16 protein-coding genes and 1 riboswitch are annotated in these 17256 nt (G+C 73.4%); of the genes, 9 read left to right on the top strand and 7 right to left on the bottom strand.

Translation table 11 applies throughout. From position 1 onward, the window contains the following. Positions 1-146 precede the first annotated feature (146 nt). Entirely contained in the window at positions 147-1115 is a 969-nt protein-coding gene (locus tag AC1VWI_RS20640; protein WP_499516871.1) for a glucosyl-3-phosphoglycerate synthase, read from the bottom strand. A 157-nt stretch (positions 1116-1272) separates the two neighbouring features. Continuing rightward, positions 1273-1400, top strand: a riboswitch (SAM riboswitch). An 18-nt stretch (positions 1401-1418) separates the two neighbouring features. Between AC1VWI_RS20640 and thrC the strand changes: the two genes are divergently transcribed. The 4 genes from thrC to groL all read left to right on the top strand — a co-directional run bounded on the left by thrC (position 1419) and on the right by groL (position 5645). Then, a complete protein-coding gene (gene thrC, locus AC1VWI_RS20635; RefSeq protein WP_499512493.1) occupies positions 1419-2705 on the top strand; it encodes a threonine synthase in 1287 nt (428 codons plus the stop codon). Between the two features lie 45 nt (positions 2706-2750). Further along, positions 2751-3029 carry a ubiquitin-like small modifier protein 1 gene (locus AC1VWI_RS20630; RefSeq protein WP_499512492.1) on the top strand — a complete coding sequence of 93 codons (279 nt, stop codon included), beginning with the start codon at positions 2751-2753 and terminating at the stop codon, positions 3027-3029. Between the two features lie 424 nt (positions 3030-3453). Further along, a complete protein-coding gene (locus tag AC1VWI_RS20625; protein ID WP_005486335.1) occupies positions 3454-3660 on the top strand; it encodes a cold-shock protein in 207 nt (68 codons plus the stop codon). Positions 3661-4022: 362 nt separating this feature from the next. After that, positions 4023-5645: a chaperonin GroEL gene (groL, locus tag AC1VWI_RS20620; RefSeq protein WP_499512491.1), complete on the top strand. Its 1623-nt coding sequence runs from the start codon at positions 4023-4025 to the stop codon at positions 5643-5645. A 93-nt stretch (positions 5646-5738) separates the two neighbouring features. Here groL and AC1VWI_RS20615 read toward each other — a convergent pair whose 3' ends face one another. Next, a complete protein-coding gene (locus AC1VWI_RS20615; RefSeq protein WP_499512490.1) occupies positions 5739-6440 on the bottom strand; it encodes a copper homeostasis protein CutC in 702 nt (233 codons plus the stop codon). Between the two features lie 52 nt (positions 6441-6492). On the opposite strand from AC1VWI_RS20615, the gene AC1VWI_RS20610 reads away from it, so the two are divergent. Next, positions 6493-7179, top strand: a complete 687-nt coding sequence (locus tag AC1VWI_RS20610) for an HD domain-containing protein (RefSeq protein ID WP_499512489.1) — start codon at positions 6493-6495, stop codon at positions 7177-7179. A 93-nt stretch (positions 7180-7272) separates the two neighbouring features. After that, positions 7273-7884 carry a maleylpyruvate isomerase family mycothiol-dependent enzyme gene (locus AC1VWI_RS20605; RefSeq protein ID WP_499512488.1) on the top strand — a complete coding sequence of 204 codons (612 nt, stop codon included), beginning with the start codon at positions 7273-7275 and terminating at the stop codon, positions 7882-7884. Between the two features lie 11 nt (positions 7885-7895). Here the strand turns inward: AC1VWI_RS20605 and AC1VWI_RS20600 are convergent, their stop codons facing one another. Next, positions 7896-8183, bottom strand: coding sequence for a DUF4031 domain-containing protein (locus AC1VWI_RS20600; RefSeq protein WP_499512487.1), 288 nt, complete (start codon positions 8181-8183; stop codon positions 7896-7898). A gap of 1 nt (position 8184) precedes the next feature. After that, complete coding sequence (locus AC1VWI_RS20595; RefSeq protein WP_499512486.1) at positions 8185-8571, bottom strand: DUF8819 family protein; 387 nt, start codon at positions 8569-8571, stop codon at positions 8185-8187. Between the two features lie 83 nt (positions 8572-8654). Between AC1VWI_RS20595 and AC1VWI_RS20590 the strand changes: the two genes are divergently transcribed. Both AC1VWI_RS20590 and murQ read left to right on the top strand, forming a co-directional pair. Continuing rightward, positions 8655-9551 carry a MurR/RpiR family transcriptional regulator gene (locus tag AC1VWI_RS20590; RefSeq protein ID WP_499516870.1) on the top strand — a complete coding sequence of 299 codons (897 nt, stop codon included), beginning with the start codon at positions 8655-8657 and terminating at the stop codon, positions 9549-9551. After that, positions 9548-10483, top strand: coding sequence for an N-acetylmuramic acid 6-phosphate etherase (murQ, locus tag AC1VWI_RS20585; RefSeq protein ID WP_499512485.1), 936 nt, complete (start codon positions 9548-9550; stop codon positions 10481-10483). Before AC1VWI_RS20590 ends, murQ begins: the two co-directional genes overlap by 4 nt. A gap of 22 nt (positions 10484-10505) precedes the next feature. Here murQ and AC1VWI_RS20580 read toward each other — a convergent pair whose 3' ends face one another. Next, positions 10506-12551: a HelD family protein gene (locus AC1VWI_RS20580; protein ID WP_499512484.1), complete on the bottom strand. Its 2046-nt coding sequence runs from the start codon at positions 12549-12551 to the stop codon at positions 10506-10508. Between the two features lie 261 nt (positions 12552-12812). Here AC1VWI_RS20580 and AC1VWI_RS20575 point away from each other — a divergent pair, with 261 nt between their 5' ends. Continuing rightward, positions 12813-12986 carry a hypothetical protein gene (locus AC1VWI_RS20575; RefSeq protein ID WP_499512483.1) on the top strand — a complete coding sequence of 58 codons (174 nt, stop codon included), beginning with the start codon at positions 12813-12815 and terminating at the stop codon, positions 12984-12986. 35 nt (positions 12987-13021) lie between these two features. Here the strand turns inward: AC1VWI_RS20575 and AC1VWI_RS20570 are convergent, their stop codons facing one another. Together AC1VWI_RS20570 and AC1VWI_RS20565 are read right to left on the bottom strand one after the other, a co-directional pair. Then, entirely contained in the window at positions 13022-14653 is a 1632-nt protein-coding gene (locus tag AC1VWI_RS20570; RefSeq protein WP_499512482.1) for a DNA repair helicase XPB, read from the bottom strand. Between the two features lie 152 nt (positions 14654-14805). Beyond that, entirely contained in the window at positions 14806-17223 is a 2418-nt protein-coding gene (locus AC1VWI_RS20565; protein WP_499512481.1) for a helicase-associated domain-containing protein, read from the bottom strand. Positions 17224-17256 lie beyond the last annotated feature (33 nt).

The raw sequence follows: 17256 nt of genomic DNA, 5'->3' as shown, positions 1-17256 counted from the left end.
CTGGCCACGGCGCCGCACCTGTGCGGTACCGCGGGTTGCGTCGGCGTGTGCACCCCGGTGGGTGGGGTGCGCCCACCCTCCCCCAGCCTTCGGCCGGGGGGACCCCCATGCCCCGCGGGACGACTGCCCGCTACCGGGCCGGAGGCCTACGCCACCGCGCGGTGGGCGTATTCGGGGACCGTCCGCATCGGGGGGCGCTCATCCGTCGCGACCTCGTGGACGCGGGGCTCGAAACCGCCGTCCGGGGAGCGGTCGAACTGCGTGAGGACGGGCCGCACGAGATGGCCCCGGGCCAGGCGGATCTGCGCCGTCCGGTAGATCGCCGCGGCCATGCGGCCCAGTGCCTGGCCGTCCTGGTGCCGGTGGTGCCGGACCCCCACGTCGACCTGGGCCAGCGCGTCGAGCCCGACCGTGTTGAGCGCGTCCACCAGCAGCCCGAGCTCGACCCCGTACCCGACGGGGAACGGCAGCCGCTCCAGCAGCGAGCGGCGCGCCGCGTACTCGCCGCCCAGCGGCTGGACGAACCCCGCCAGCTGCGGCCAGTGCAGGTTGAGCAGCGGCCGCGCGACCAGCTCCGTCACCCGGCCCCCGCCGGCCGGGACCACCGTGCCGCCGGTCTCCAGGGGCCGGTCGTACATCGCCTTGACCAGCTGCACGTCCGGGTCCGTGAGCAGCGGCCCGACGATCCCCGACACGAACCGCGCGTCGAACTCGCGCAGGTCGGAGTCGACGAAGCAGACGATCTCCCCGCGCGTCACGAGCAGCGAGCGCCACAGGACCTCGCCCTTGCCGGGCAGCGCGGGCAGCCGCGGGAGCACCTCGTCCCGGTGGACGACGACCGCACCCGCGGCCGCGGCGACCTCCGCCGTGCGGTCGGTCGACCCGGAGTCCAGCACGACGAGTTCGTCGACCAGCGGCACGGCCTCGCTCATCAGCTCGCGGCGGATCGTCCCGACGATCGCCCCGACCGTGGCCTCCTCGTCGAGGGCGGGCAGCACGACGCTGACCGTGCCGCGCGCGCCCGCGGCGCGCTTGGCGGCGAGCAGTTGCGGCAGCGGCCTGTGGTCGGCGGTCCAGGACCGCCGCTGCAGCCAGCCGGCCACCTCGTCGAGCACCGGGTTGCTCCGTTTCTGCCCGTCTCGCAGGACGGACGGCCCATGACCAGGTTCGAGGTCGTCGGTTACAGTCTTGAACACGAGGCATGACCATCGTATGTCCGCGGTGATCGCGCCCCGTCCGACAAATGCCCGGGCCCTGCGCCCGGTGCCATACCGCTCATCCAGAGGGGCAGAGGGAACGGCCCGTTGAAGCCCCGGCAACCCTCCCGCCGACCGCGAGGTCCAGGTGGGGAAGGTGCCAATTCCGTCTCGCGGCGAAATGCGCCGTGAGGAAGATGAGGAGAAAGGGCCTCGCCTGACATGGCTGCGCAGACCGTTGCACCCGCGTCCACCGATTCCGCCTTCGGCCCCGCGTCCGCGCTCTCCTGCCGCGAGTGCGGTGAGCGCTTCCCGCTGGAACCCATCTTCGCCTGCGAGGTCTGTTTCGGGCCGCTCGAAGTGGCGTACGACCTCCCGGGCGGCGACCCCGAGACCCTCCGCAAGCGGATCGAGTCCGGGCCGGACAACATCTGGCGGTACGCGCCGCTGCTGCCCGTCCCCGCGGACGTGGCCTCCAAGCCCAACCTCAACCCGGGCTTCACCAAGCTGGTCAAGGCCGACAACCTCGCCCGCGAACTGGGCGTCACCGGCGGCCTGCACATCAAGGACGACTCCGGCAACCCGACCCACTCCTTCAAGGACCGGGTCGTCGCCATCGCCCTGGAGGCCGCCCGCACCTTCGGCCTCACCACCCTGTCCTGCTCCTCCACCGGCAACCTGGCCGGCGCCGTGGGCGCCGCGGCCGCCCGGGCCGGCTTCCGCTCGTGCGTGTTCATCCCGCACGACCTGGAGGAGGGCAAGGTCGTCATGGCCGCGGTCTACGGTGGCGAGCTGGTCGGCATCGAGGGTACCTACGACGACGTCAACCGCTTCTGCAGCGAGCTGATCGGCGACCCGATCGGCGAGGGCTGGGGCTTCGTCAACGTCAACCTGCGCCCCTACTACGGCGAGGGCTCCAAGACGCTGGCGTACGAGATCTGCGAGCAGCTGGGCTGGCGCCTGCCGGACAACATCGTCATCCCGATCGCCTCGGGCTCGCAGCTGACGAAGATCGACAAGGGGCTGCGCGAGCTGATCAAGCTCGGCCTGGTGGAGGAGAAGCCCTACCGCATCTACGGCGCGCAGGCCGAGGGCTGCTCCCCGGTCTCGACCGCCTTCAAGGCCGGCCACGACGTGGTGCGCCCGCAGAAGCCGAACACGATCGCCAAGTCGCTGGCCATCGGCAACCCGGCCGACGGCCCGTACGTGCTGGACATCGCCCGTCGCACGGGCGGCGCCGTCGAGGACGTCACCGACGAGCAGGTGGTGGACGCCATCAAGCTGCTCGCCCGGACCGAGGGGATCTTCGCCGAGACGGCCGGCGGCGTGACGGTCGGCGTGCTGCGCAAGCTCATCGAGAACGGGCAGCTCGACCCGGCCGGTGAGACCGTCGTCCTCAACACCGGTGACGGCCTCAAGACGCTGGACGCCGTCGCCCCGACCTCCCGCCCCACGGCCACCATCCGCCCGAGCCTCGACGCGTTCCGCGCCGCCGGCCTGGCCGGCTGACCCCGACCGCACCGGCCGACCCAGACTGAAGGTGAACCCAGCATCATGAGCGCTACCGTCCGCATCCCGACCATCCTCCGCACCTACACCGGCGGCCGTGCCGAGGTCCCCGCCGAGGGCGGCACCCTGGCCGAGGTCATTCACTCGCTGGAGCAGAGCCACCCCGGCATCTCCGCGCGGGTCCTGGACGACACGGGCAAGCTGCGCCGTTTCGTGAACGTCTACGTCAACGACGACGACGTCCGCTTCTCCGAGGGTCTGCAGACCACGGTGGGCGAGGGCGCGTCCGTCTCGATCATCCCGGCGGTCGCCGGAGGCTGCTGAACCGCACGGCCCGCGGGCGACAGGGGTGCCGGGGACCACCCGGCACCCCTGTGTGCTTGAGCGGTAGTTGAAGGCCTGTACAGTTGCCTTCGACGGCTCGCAACTCCCTGCAACGCTCTGCGCAACCCCTCTTCCCCGGGGTGGCCTTGTCGACGATTTATCGCCAAATTCACGTCGCGTTTGTCGCGTTGGCCGCTTATGTCCGGTCCGAGTTGCCCCGGATTATTCGCCGATCAGGCTCTTCTTCCGATTCTCTGTGCCCGGAATTCTCGTCCGATTGACCTGTTGCAGACAGCGTCCGGGCAGATACATTCAGCCGCGGTCGACGCGTTCCGGCGCACGCCCCCTTGGCTGTAGGGGGTGAGGTCTGACCCGGGTCCGCGAGGTGCGGGTCTGCGAAGGGCCAGCAATAGGGGAGTTAGGAATGGCTCAGGGCACCGTCAAGTGGTTCAACGCGGAGAAGGGCTACGGCTTCATCGCGGTCGACGGTGGTGCGGACGTCTTCGTGCACTACAGCGCGATCCAGATGGACGGCTACCGCACCCTCGAGGAAGGTCAGCGGGTCGAGTTCGAGATCTCGCAGGGCCAGAAGGGGCCGCAGGCGGACATGGTCCGTCTCGCAGCCGGCTGACGCGCCGCGCATCGGCCACGGAGCACTTTCGCGTACGGCCGCTCAAACGTACGCGTCGAGGCCCGCCCCCCACACGGGGGCGGGCCTTCGTGCTGTCCGGGGCGGCCGCGGACCCGACCTGCGGGTTGTCCACGGTCCCGGCCAAGCGGCTTGCACTCTCCTGGGGCGAGTGCTAATCATTGGCGTTAGCACTCTGACGTTGAGAGTGACAAAGGACCGAGTGGGTGAGGCCCGCTCCACCGCCGTAAAGGAACCGGTGGGAGGGCAGGCCGTCCGTCGCGGGCGCCGGCACGGTCCTGGAGTAATCCTTCCCCGCAGCCCTGTGCCGCGGGGGGACCCCAAGTCCGGGAGGACCACTTCACATGGCCAAGATCATCGCGTTCGACGAGGAGGCACGGCGCGGTCTCGAGCGCGGGATGAACCAGCTCGCCGACGCCGTCAAGGTCACCCTTGGCCCCAAGGGCCGCAACGTCGTCCTCGAGAAGAAGTGGGGCGCCCCCACGATCACCAACGATGGTGTGTCCATCGCCAAGGAGATCGAGCTCGAGGACCCGTACGAGAAGATCGGCGCCGAGCTGGTCAAGGAGGTCGCGAAGAAGACGGACGACGTCGCCGGTGACGGCACGACGACCGCGACCGTCCTCGCCCAGGCGCTGGTCCGCGAGGGCCTGCGCAACGTCGCCGCCGGCGCCAACCCGATGGCGCTCAAGCGCGGCATCGAGAAGGCCGTCGAGGCCGTCTCCGCCGCCCTGCTGGAGCAGGCGAAGGACGTGGAGACCAAGGAGCAGATCGCCTCCACCGCCTCCATCTCCGCCGCCGACCCGCAGATCGGCGAGCTCATCGCCGAGGCGATGGACAAGGTCGGCAAGGAAGGCGTCATCACCGTCGAGGAGTCCCAGACCTTCGGTCTGGAGCTGGAGCTCACCGAGGGCATGCGCTTCGACAAGGGCTACATCTCGGCGTACTTCGCCACCGACCTGGAGCGTATGGAGACGTCCTTCGACGACCCGTACATCCTGATCGTCAACTCCAAGATCTCCTCGGTCAAGGACCTGCTCCCGCTGCTGGAGAAGGTCATGCAGTCCGGCAAGCCGCTGCTGATCATCGCCGAGGACGTCGACGGCGAGGCGCTGTCGACCCTGGTCGTCAACAAGATCCGCGGCACCTTCAAGTCCGTCGCGGTCAAGGCCCCGGGCTTCGGCGACCGTCGCAAGGCCATGCTCGGTGACATCGCCATCCTCACCGGTGGCACCGTCATCTCCGAGGAGGTCGGCCTCAAGCTGGAGAACGCCGGTCTCGACCTGCTCGGCCGCGCCCGCAAGGTCGTCGTCACCAAGGACGAGACCACGATCGTGGACGGCGCCGGCGACCAGGACCAGATCCAGGGCCGCGTCAACCAGATCCGTGCCGAGATCGAGAACAGCGACTCGGACTACGACCGCGAGAAGCTCCAGGAGCGTCTGGCGAAGCTGGCCGGCGGCGTGGCCGTCATCAAGGCCGGTGCCGCCACCGAGGTCGAGCTCAAGGAGCGCAAGCACCGCATCGAGGACGCGGTGCGCAACGCCAAGGCCGCCGTCGAGGAGGGCATCGTCGCCGGTGGTGGCGTGGCCCTGCTCCAGGCGTCCAACGTCTTCGAGAAGCTCGAGCTCGACGGCGACGAGGCCACCGGTGCCGCGATCGTGAAGCTGGCCCTGGAGGCCCCGCTGAAGCAGATCGCCGTCAACGCCGGCCTCGAGGGTGGCGTCGTGGTGGAGAAGGTGCGCAACCTGACCCCGGGCCACGGCCTCAACGCCGCCACGGGCGAGTACGTCGACCTGATCGGCGAGGGCATCATCGACCCCGCCAAGGTCACGCGCTCCGCGCTGCAGAACGCGGCCTCCATCGCCGCGCTCTTCCTCACCACCGAGGCCGTCATCGCCGACAAGCCGGAGAAGGCCGCTGCGCCGGCCGGCGGCGGCATGCCCGGCGGTGACATGGACTTCTGATCCTCCGGGATCAGGACTCCGCACCACGGCAGAAGACCGAGGGCGGTACCCCACGCGGGGTACCGCCCTCGGGCGTTTCCGGCTGCCGCCCGGTCACGGGACGGCGACCGGTGCGTCGAGCAGATCGCGCCAGGTGCGCACCGCCTCCCTGTCGACCGGGCCGGTCCAGCCGCCGGGGCGGACCGCGCCCCCGACGTGGAAGGCGTCGATGCCGCCCGCGAGGAGCCGCGGCAGGTGCTCCGCGCGGAGCCCGCCGCCCACCATGAGCTGGGGCTCGCCGGGACGGCCCGCCTCCGCCAGCAGATGGGCGAGCCCGGCGTCCACCCCGCGCGCGGAGCCCGCCGTGAGGAAGGTGTCCAGTCCGGGCAGCCCGCGCACCGCCGAGCGCACGGCTTCCCGGTCGGCGGAGTGGTCGATGGCACGGTGGAAGGTCCAGCGGGCACCGGAACCGATCGCGTCGACCAGCAGGCGCACGGCGGCCAGGTCCGGCGCGCCCGACGCGTCGAGGAACCCGAGCACGAACTCGTCGGCGCCCTCGCCGCGCAGCGCCGCAGCGGCGGCGCAGAGCGCGTCCGTCCCGCGGGTGCCGCCCACGGCGAAGTCGGCGCGGGCCCGCAGCATCACCCGGACCGGGATGTCCACCGCGGCCCGGACGGCGGCGAAGGTCTCCCGGGACGGCGTCAGACCGTCCGCGGCCATGTCCGTGACCAGTTCGAGGCGGTCCGCGCCGCCCGTCCGGGCCGCGAGGGCGTCGTCGGCGTCGAGCGCGATCACTTCGAAAATTGGTCTAGACATATCTCTAGGGTGTCACATGCCCACAGGTGCCCGCGACCCCCCGTACCGCACAATGACCTTCATGGCTGACACCGCACCCGAAACCGGCTCCGCCCTCCTCGCCCGCTGGTGCGACCTGCTGCGCCGCTGCCAGACGGAGTCCGTCGACCCGGTGCCGTACGGCAAGGACCTGATCGCCCGCTGGGCCGAGCCGCACCGCCGCTACCACACCACCACCCACCTCACCGCCGTCCTCGACCACGTCGAGGCCCTCGCCGGGCACGCCGAGGACCCGGACGCCGTGCTGCTCGCCGCCTGGTTCCACGACGCCGTCTACCGGCCCGACCGCTCGGAGAACGAGGAGCGCAGCGCCCGGCTCGCCGAACGCGCGCTCCCCGAGGCCGGGGTCCCGGACGCGATCACCGCCGAGGTCGCCCGCCTGGTCCGGCTCACCGTCACCCACCACCCCGCCGAGGGCGACCGGGACGGCGAGGTCCTCAGCGACGCCGACCTGGCCGTCCTCGCCGGCGACCCCACCGCCTACGCCGAGTACGCGGCCGCCGTCCGCGAGGAGTACGGCTTCGTCCCCGACGACGCCTTCCGCGCCGGCCGCGCCGACGTCCTGCGCCAGCTCCTGCGGCTGCCCCGGCTGTTCCGCACCCCGGAGGCGTACGGGCGCTGGGAGGCCACCGCCCGGCGCAACCTCACCACCGAGCTGGAACTGCTCGCCCCCGGCGACGTGGACGACGCCCGTCGATGACCGCGGCGCGAACCGATGACTCCGGTGCGCGCGGGCGGTCCTTGTCCGTGGCGGGGAGCCGCCCGCGACACGCGACGAAGGGGTACGACAGCGATGACCGACGACACGCAGGTGCAGGCCGCCGTCGCGGCCGAGTTCAGGGACCTGGCCGACCTGCTCGACGGGGCCCCCGCCGCGTGGTGGGACACCCCCTCGCTCTGCGAGGGCTGGCGGGTGCGTGAGGTCGTGGCGCACATGACGATGGCGGCGCGCTACTCGCAGGAGGCCTTCATGGCCCTCCTCGCCGAGCACGGCTTCGACTTCACCCGGCTGTCCGACGCCGTCGCCGAGCGGGACGGCGCACTGCCCACCGGGGAACTGGTCGGCTGTCTGCGCTCCGAGGTGATGGGGCGGTGGCAGCCCCCGGGCGGCGGTGCCCACGGCGCGCTCAACCACGTGGTGATCCACGGGCTGGACATCACCGTGCCGCTCGGCACGGGACGCCGGGTCCCGGCGGAGACCCTCGGCATCCTCCTCGACGACCTCACCGCGGGCGGAGGGCACGCGCACTTCGGCGTCGCCGTCGAGGGCCGGCTGCTGCGGGCCACCGACCGGGACTGGTCGTACGGTTCCGGCCCGGAACTGCGGGGCACCGGCGAGGACCTGGCCCTGGCGATGTGCGGGCGCCGGCTCCCCGCCGGCCGGCTGGAGGGCGAGCCGCTGTGAGCGGGGCCGGTCTAAGCCCTGCCGGCCCCACCCTGGGGGGACCTGCGCTTGGGGCGGCGCAGGCCGGCCTCGGTGAGGTGGCGCAGCAGTTCCTTGCTGCCGACCTCGACGGCGCCCGCGGCGACGGCCGAGGCGTAGCGCTCGCTGGGGACGTCGTAGTGGTCGGCGTCGAAGGCGCGGCGGGGGGCGCCGATGGCGGCGGCGAAGGCGTGGAGCTCCTCGTACGAGGTGTCGCTCACCATGTGGGACCACATGCGGCCGTGGCCCGGCCAGGTCGGCGGGTCGATGTAGACGGTCACGTCAGCGGGGCCCGCCGAGGGCCGCGGACAGGCCGCCCACGGGGGCGACGGCCTCGCCGAGCGACTCGCACACCCAGTGCGGGTCGGGGCCGAGTTCGGGCTCCACGTCGAGGGCGTGCGGGTCGGCGCAGCGAGGGCAGAGCGGCCAGCGGCCCATGCGTTCGAGCAGGGCGTCCTTGACGTCCTGGGCGACCAGCCCCGCGACGAACGCGGCGCCGTCGGGCCACTGCTCCACCCACCAGCGGCGCTGGGAGACGGCGTCCTCGACGAGCGAGACGATGTGCGCGTCGGCGACGCCGGTCGCGGTCAGGTCGGCGAGGACGAGCGCGCGGGCGCTGTGCAGGGCCGCCTCCAGGCCGGCGGAGGAACCGGGTGCGTCAGGATCCATGGCCCCCATTGTGGACCAACCGCCGCGCAGGCGTCCTTGACGTCGTCAGGAGGTGAAAATAGCTTTCGTCCGTGGCCGAGAAGATGAAGGAAACCTTCAACACCGGTGGGCTGGCCGCCAAGGTCAGGACCATGGCCCCGTCCATGACCCGGTCGATGCAGCGGGTCGCGGAGGCCGTGGCCGCGGATCCGGCGGGCTGCTCCCGGCTGACCGTCACGGCGCTCGCGGCCCGTACGGGGACGAGCGAGGCCACCGTGGTGCGCACCGCGCGCGTGCTGGGCTACCCCGGCTACCGGGACCTGCGGCTCGCGTTGGCCGCGCTGGCCGCCCGCGTGGAGGCGGGGGCACCGCCCGCCGTCACCCCGAACATCGCGGTGGACGACCCGCTGGCCGACGTGGTCACCAAACTCGCGCTGGACGAGCAGCGGTGCCTGGCCGACACCGCCGCCCAGCTGGACGTGGCCCAGCTGGAGGCGGCCGTGGCGGCGCTGGCCGCCGCCCGCCGCATCGACGTGTACGGGATCGGGGCGTCCAGCCTGGTCGCCCAGGACCTGGTGCAGAAGCTGCTGCGGATAGGCCTGGTCGCGCACGCCCTGGCGGACCCGCACCTCACCCTCACCAACGCGGTCCAGCTGCGCCAGGGCGACGTCGCCGTGGCCGTCACGCACTCCGGCCACACCCACGACGTGGTCGAGCCGCTGCGCGCCGCCTTCGACCGGGGCGCCACCACCATCGCCGTGACCGGCCGGGTGGACGGCACCGTCACCCAGTACGCCGACCACGTGCTGCTCACCTCCAGCGGCCGGGAGAGCGAACTGCGCCCGGCCGCCATGGCCAGCCGCACCAGCCAGCTGCTGGTGGTGGACTGCCTGTTCGTCGGGGTCGCCCAGCGCACGTACGACACCGCGGCCCCGGCCCTGTCCGCCTCGTACGAAGCCCTCGCCCACCGCCACAGCCCGCGAAGGAACCACCCGCAATGACGCACGCCGAGCTCCGTCGCGAGCTGGACCACCTCGGAACCGAGGCCTTCCGTGCCGAGCTCGCCGAGGTCGACCGGCTCCCGACGCTCGACATCGCCCGGCTGATGAACGCCGAGGACGGCACCGTGCCGGCCGCCGTCGCCGGGCAACTGCCCGTCATCGCCGCCGCCGTCGACGGCATCGCCGCGCGCATGGCCCGCGGGGGCCGCCTGGTCTACGCGGGCGCGGGCACCGCGGGACGGCTCGGCGTGCTCGACGCCAGCGAGTGCCCGCCTACCTTCAACACCGCGCCGGGCCAGGTCAGCGGGCTCATCGCGGGCGGGCCCACGGCGATCGTGGACGCCGTCGAGGGCGCCGAGGACAGCGGGGAACTGGCCGCCGCCGACCTGGACGCCCTCGGGATCGGCCCGGACGACACCGTGGTCGGCGTCTCCGCCTCCGGCCGCACCCCGTACGCCGTCGGCGCCGTGGAGCACGCCCGCGCCCTGGGGGCGCTGACCGTCGGACTGTCCTGCAACCCGGGCTCCGCGCTGGCCGCCGCGGCCCACCACGGCATCGAGGTCCTCACCGGCCCGGAGTTCCTCACCGGCTCGACCCGGCTGAAGGCGGGCACGGCGCAGAAACTCGTCCTCAACATGCTGTCGACGATCACGATGATCAGGCTGGGCAAGACCTACGGGAACCTGATGGTCGACGTGCGCGCCTCCAACGACAAGCTGCGCGCCCGGTCCCGGCGGATCGTGGCCCTGGCCACCGGCGCGCCCGACGACGAGATCGAGGCCGCGCTCACCGCCGCCGGCGGCGAGGTCAAGAACGCCGTCCTCGTCGTCCTCGGCGGCGTGGACGCCCCGACGGCCGCCCGGCTCCTGGCGGAGGCGGACGGCCATCTGCGCGCGGCACTGCTCGCGGCCGTCGCCGGCGACCGCGGATGAGCATGCGCGCGCGGGCGCGGGGTCACGCCGCGCGGAGCGCCTGCGGGAGGGGCGCCGCGTGGAGGACCGCCAGGCCCGAGACCGCGCGGGTCAGCGAGACGTACAGGCGGCGCAGGCCGGTGCGCTCGTCGGGCTCGCCGTCGACGACCGCGGCGGGCTCGTCCAGCACGACGTAGTCGTACTCCAGGCCCTTGGCCAGGGAGGCCGGGACGAGCGTGAGGCGGACCTCGGGCGTGGTCTCCTCACCGGGTGACAGGTACGGCAGGCCGGCCGCCGCCAAGGCCTCGGCCAGTGCGGGCACGCGCGCGTCGGCGGCGATCAGGCCGATGGACCCCTCGCGGTCCAGGGCCTGCCGGCAGGCGTCGAGCACGGCCGGGGTCAGCCCGCCCGCAGGGACCTCGGTCACCGAGAAGGCGCCCGGGTTCTCCCGGACGGAGGTCGCCTCCTTCAGGCCGGGTGCGATCTCGGGCAGCAGCCGGGACGCGTAGGCGATGACCTCCAGCGGGACGCGGAAGCCCTGGGTCAGCTCCTCGACCCGCGAACCCGGCTTGCCGAGGTGCTCCAGCGCCTCCTCCCAGGTCCCCGTCGCCCACGGGGTGGTGCCCTGGGCGAGGTCGCCCAGCACGGTCGCGGAGCCGGTGGAGCAGCGGCGGCCCACCGCCCGGTACTGCATGGGGGAGAGGTCCTGGGCCTCGTCCAGCACGACGTGGCCGAGCGAGGCCGTGCGGTGCACCAGGTCGTGGGCCTCGTCGACCAGCACGGCGTCGGCGGCCGACCACTTGGCGGAGGCGGCCGAGCGGGCGGGCTTCTCCCAGAGGATCTCCTTCTGCTCCTCCTCGGTCAGCACGCCCTGCGCGCACTCGGCCAGGAACTGCGGATCGGACAGCAGCCGCAGCACCGTCTTCGCCGGGTCCACCGGCGGCCAGGCCTCCTTCACGGCCGCCTTGACCGCCGTGTTGCGCGCGACCGCGTCCTGCACCCGGTCGTCGGGGGCCTCCCCGGCCGCCTCCATCCGGACCAGCACGGCGTGCGCGATCCGCTGCGGCAGCGCCTCGCGGGCGGCGCCGTAGCGGATGTCACGCTCCATCAGCTCGCGGACCAGTTCCTCCAGTTCGTACGCCGGGACGCGCCAGCGGCGCGAGCCGCGCACCACGACCACCGGCTCGGTGGGCATCCGGATGCCGGAGCGGACCGCGCGCCGCAGCACCTCGGCCATGCGCGCGTCGCCCTTGACGCCGGCGGCGGCCGCCGAGTCGGTGCCCTTGACCGGGACGTGGGCGACCAGGTCGTCGACGGTGGCCTGCTTGACGCTCAGCTCGCCCAGGGCGGGCAGCACCTGCTCGATGTAGTGCAGGAAGGACGCGTTGGGGCCGATGACGAGGGTGCCGGTGCGGGCCAGCCGTTCGCGGTGCGCGTAGAGCAGGTACGCCACCCGGTGCAGGCCGACGGCGGTCTTCCCGGTGCCGGGCGCCCCCTGCACGCAGACCGTGCCGCCGACCCCGGCGCGGACGATCTCGTCCTGCTCGGGCTGGATGGTGGCGACGATGTCGCGCATCGGGCCGACGCGCGGCCGCTCGATCTCCTGCTGGAGCAGCTTGCTGGAGGTCTGCGCCTCGTCCGGGTCGGTGAGGTGCTCGTCCTCGTAGGCGGTCAGCTCCCCGCCGGTGTAGCCGAAGCGGCGACGCAGCGCGACGTCCTGCGGGTCGGTGCGGGAGGCCCGGTAGAAGGGCTGGGAGACCGGCGCGCGCCAGTCGACGACCATGGGGTCGCCGTCCGCGTCGTGCACGTGGCGGCGGCCGATGTAGAAGCGGTGACCGGCTTCGGCGCCGTCCGCGTAGTCGAGACGGCCGAAGAACAGCGGGGTGTGGGCGAGGTCCGCGAGCGCCTTGATGCGGGCGGTGATCTCCGACTGCAGCACTTCCGCGTTCACCCAGTTGGCGGTGACGTCCCGGATGTCGAGGGCCTCGACGTCGGCGCGCATCGCGCGCAGGGCGGAACGGGACGAGGAGAGGTGGGAGCGTTCGCGGTCGAGCGGATTGTCGGTGGTGAGGGACTGTTCCCCTGGCACGGGTTGCCTCCGGCGGCACGTAGGGCATGGCTCAGCCGGCCCCTGACCTGCGCGCACGGGGGCGCGGGGCGGGGCGCTGTCCTGATACGGATCACGACTCGGGCCGACCGGTTTCCGTCCGGCCGGTGGCGCCGTCCCTCAAGGGGGCGGGCGGCAAGACGCAGGATCTTACGCCTCGGCGACGGCAGGTGCTAACCGGTTTTCCACCCGCCCGTAGCCGGAACCTCTGCCCAAAGCGTCACGTATGCGTACATTGGGGGCATGGCACGACCAGTGGTCTCCCGCGTCCACGGCAGCACCGCCATCGCCGAGGCCCCCGGGCACCGGCATCCGGTCCACCCCGTCGGGGACGCCCTGCGCGCGGTCCGGGTCTACGTCGCCACGGCCGTCCGCGTCGTGGTGCTGGGCCAGGACGGCGCCGCCGCGCGCGACTGACGCGGCGGGCCTCCCGGCGCGGCCCCGCGGACGGGTCAGAGCAGCTCGTCCGCGTCGACGATGCGGTACGCGTACCCCTGCTCGGCCAGGAACCGCTGGCGGTGCGCGGCGAAGTCCTGGTCGATGGTGTCGCGGGCGACCACGGAGTAGAAGCGGGCCTCGTGACCGTCCGCCTTCGGCCGCAGCACCCGGCCGAGGCGCTGCGCCTCCTCCTGACGGGAACCGAAGGTGCCCGAGACCTGGATGGCGACCGTCGCCTCCGGCAGGTCGATCGAGAAGTTGGCCACCTTGGAGACCACGAGCACCGAGATCTCGCCCTGCCGGAAGGCGTCGAAGAGCTTCTCGCGCTGCGCGTTGGTCGTCTCGCCCTTGATCACCGGCGCCCCGAGGTGCTCGCCCAGCTCGTCGAGCTGGTCGATGTACTGGCCGATCACCAGCGTCTGCTGCCCGCGGTGCTTGGCGACCAGCGCCTCGGCGACCTTGCGCTTGGTCGCGGTCGTCGCGCAGTAGCGGTACTTCTCCTCCGGCTCGGCGGTCGCGTACGCCAGCCGCTCGGAGTCGGTCAGGTTGACCCGCACCTCCACGCAGTCGGCGGGCGCGATGTAGCCCTGCGCCTCGATCTCCTTCCACGGCGCGTCGAAGCGCTTGGGACCGATCAGCGAGAAGACGTCCGACTCACGGCCGTCCTCGCGCACCAGCGTCGCCGTCAGGCCGAGCCGGCGGCGGGCCTGGAGGTCCGCGGTGAACTTGAAGACCGGCGCCGGGAGCAGGTGCACCTCGTCGTAGACGATCAGGCCCCAGTCGCGGGAGTCGAAGAGCTCCAGGTGCGCGTAGACGCCCTTCCGCTTGGTCGTCAGCACCTGGTACGTGGCGATGGTGACCGGACGGATCTCCTTGCGGGTGCCGCTGTACTCGCCGATCTCGTCCTCGGTCAGCGAGGTCCGCTTCACCAGCTCGTGCTTCCACTGCCGGGCGGAGACCGTGTTCGTCACCAGGATCAGCGTCGTCGCCTTCGCCTGCGCCATCGCGCCCGCGCCCACCAGCGTCTTGCCGGCGCCGCAGGGCAGCACGACCACGCCCGAGCCGCCGTGCCAGAAGCCCTCCACCGCCTGCTCCTGGTAGGGGCGGAGCTTCCAGCCGTCCTGGTCCAGCTCGATCGGGTGCGCCTCGCCGTCCACGTAACCGGCCAGGTCCTCCGCCGGCCAGCCCAGCTTGAGCAGCACCTGCTTGATCTGGCCGCGCTCGGAGGGGTGGACGACCACCGTGTCCGGGTCGAGCCGGGCGCCCACCAGCGGCGTGATCTTCTTCGAGCGGAGGATCTCCTCCAGCACCGGACGATCCGTGGAGGTCAGCACCAGGCCGTGCGCCGGGTGCTTGCTCAGCGTCAGCCGGCCGTAGCGGGCCATCGTCTCGGCGACGTCCACCAGCAGCGCGTGCGGCACCGGGTAGCGGGAGTACTGCACCAGCGCGTCCACGACCTGCTCGGCGTCGTGCCCGGCGGCGCGGGCGTTCCACAGCCCCAGCGGGGTGATCCGGTAGGTGTGGATGTGCTCGGGCGCCCGTTCCAGTTCGGCGAAGGGGGCGATGGCACGCCGGCACTCGTCGGCGAGCTCGTGGTCGACCTCCAGCAGCAGGGTCTTGTCGCTCTGGACGATCAGGCAGGACACGCAAACCTCCGCGAATGGGCGGGCCGGGACCGGGAAGGGGGCCGGGCTGAACTATCCATGGTCCCCCATCCCCGAGGGGAAACGTCCCGGTCCTCCGGATCGATACCGCGCCCCGCCCCCGGGCGGCGCCCCTTCCCCGCCCCGCGGCAGGGTCACGCCAGGTCGTCGGCGAGCTCGGCGACACCCGTTATCCGGTGCAGCGCGAAGGTGCGGACCTCGTCGGCGGTGTGGTCGTACGCGGTGACGAACCCGCCCTCCACCCGGATCGGGCCGATCACGCGCTGGCTCGCCGCGCCCTCCGCGTTGACGTAGCCGATCCACACCGACTCGCCGGTCAGCACCGCCGCCTGCATCGTCGCCAGCGTCTCGGCCGCCGCCGTGCGCGGCAGCCGGCCGTCGCCCTGGCCGCCCGGGCGCGCCGCGGACTCCCTGCGGACCGCGGTCGAGGCCCGGTCACCGGCCCGGATCGCCTTGACGGCCGCCCCGAGCAGTGTCCCGTCCGGGGTCGGCGGCCCGTCCACCACGGGTACCGGCGCGCTGCGCGGCGGGGTGCGCCGGGCGTCCGCGCGGGTGATCAGCACATCGCCCTCGGCGGACTCGGCCGCCGGCGCGTGGCCCAGCGCGCGCAGCCGCTCCAGCAGCGTTGCCGGATCGCTCTGCGCCGCCAGCACCGTCGGCGCGAGGCGGCGCAGCCCGAGGCCGGCCGCCCGGCGGTCGGCCAGCAGCTCGCTGAGCAGCGCGTCGTCGTCGCAGCGCACGTACGCCGAAGCCGCGCCCACGCGCAGGCGTCCGTGCCGGCGGGCGACGTCGTCCACGAGGTAGCTCAGCGGCTGCGGCACGGGCGTGCGCGAGTGCGCGGAGAGGAAGGCGTGCAGGTCGGCCGCGGTGCGGCCGGCGTCCAGCGCCCGGCGCACCGACTCCTGGGTGAAGCGGAAGACGGTCGCGCCGCCCTTGGACTCCACGTCCGCCAGGACGTGCAGGGTCTCGGCGAGGTGCGGCTGCAGAGGGCCCGGCGCGACCGCCGTCAGATCGGCCTGGAGCAGCACGTGGTCCAGCGGCTCCGGCAGCAGCGGCCCGAGCAGCACGGCCGCCGCGTCCCCGGAACGCCGCAGCAGCGCGCGGCCGTGCGCCGCCAGCGCGCCACGGCCGGTGACCCCCAGCATCTCCGCCTCCGTCACCGTCCAGCGCACCAGGTCGGCGCGGAGCGGGTCCATCGAGGCGCCGCCCCGCAGCGGGCGCTCCCAGCGCAGCCGGGCCAGCAGCGCGTCCTGGTCCGCCGAGGCGCCCTCGGGGAGCGCGGCCAGCAGCTCCAGCGTCCGGCGGCGCACCTCCGGGGCGAGCGAACGGTCCAGGTCGGGGCCGAGCGCCGCCAGCGCGCGGCCCTTCACGTCCCGTGTGCCGACGACCCCCGGTACGCGGGTGGCGGCCAGCCACGCCGTGACCAGGGCCGCCCAGCGGTACTCGGCGGGCAGCGTCAGCCACCCGTCGGCCGCGGGGGTCGGCGCGTACGCCTCGTCCAGTTCCCCGTCCGCGGCGACCAGGCCCGCGGCGTACGCCACCTCCACCCAGAACGCGGCCAGCGGATCCGGCACGTCCAGTGCCGTGGCCACCCGCTTGAGGTCCCGCACGCTCAGCCCGCCCGCGCGCAGCACCGAAGGGCCGCCGGTCTCCCACTGCTTGAGCAGCTCCTCGACCGTACGGACCGCCGTGAAGGCCTGGCCCGCGGCGTTCCTGTCCACAGCCTGTGGATCGTGCTGCTTCGGCTCCACGGCCGGCGCGACCGGCTCGGGGGCGCGGTGCGCCCTGCCGTCGCGCAGATGCAGGGCCACCTCGCGGGGGAGCACGACGTTGCGCGCCCCGGCCGGCAGCAGCAGCCCGCGCTCCAGCAGCCAGGCCACCGGGGGCGGCGGCACCGACACGTCCGCCACCTCCCCGTACGGTGGGCCCCACGCCAGCCTGCGCAGCACCGCCCCGGCCTCCGGGGGCGCGGCGTCGAGCAGCGCCGCCATCCGCGCGGGGTCGGCGAACAGCGAGCTCAACGCCCCCACCGCGCTCACCGGGTCGTGCGTGGGCGGCAGCCCGGCCACCGTGAGGATCTGCTGCAACCGCGTCGGCGACATACCGGAGGTCGCCTCGGCCACGGTCGGCCCGAGGCCGGTCGGGGACGGGGTCCCCGCGGCCGGGGCCAGGATGTCGCGCGCCGTGCGCACCAGGCGCAGCCGGTCGTCCCCGCCCCACAGCAGTGCCTGCGCCCGCAGCGTCGCCACCGCGCCGGGCAGCGCCTGCGCCGACTCCGGGCCCATCAGCGCGGCGAGCGCGTCGTGTCCGGCGCCGTCCGGCGCGACGGCCAGGGCCTCGGCGGTCTGCAGCGTGAACCGGTCCAGGCGTTCGAGGGCGCGGACGACGGAGGCGCGGGTGCCGGCGCGGGTCGCCAGCTGCGAGAGGTCGTTCGGGACCGGGTTCAGCAGGTCCGGGCGCGCCCGGAGCAGTGCGGACAGCGCGTCGTCGCCGCGGGCGCGCAGATCCTCCGCGAGCGTGCGCGGCGCCGCCGCGGGGCCGTCAGTGCTCATCTCCCCCACATTAGCCCTGCCCGTCCCCAACCC

This window comes from Streptomyces sp. TOM-9, assembly GCF_056858595.1.
The sequence above is the reverse complement of the archived record's forward strand: the minus strand, read 5'-3'. Positions and strand labels throughout refer to the sequence as shown.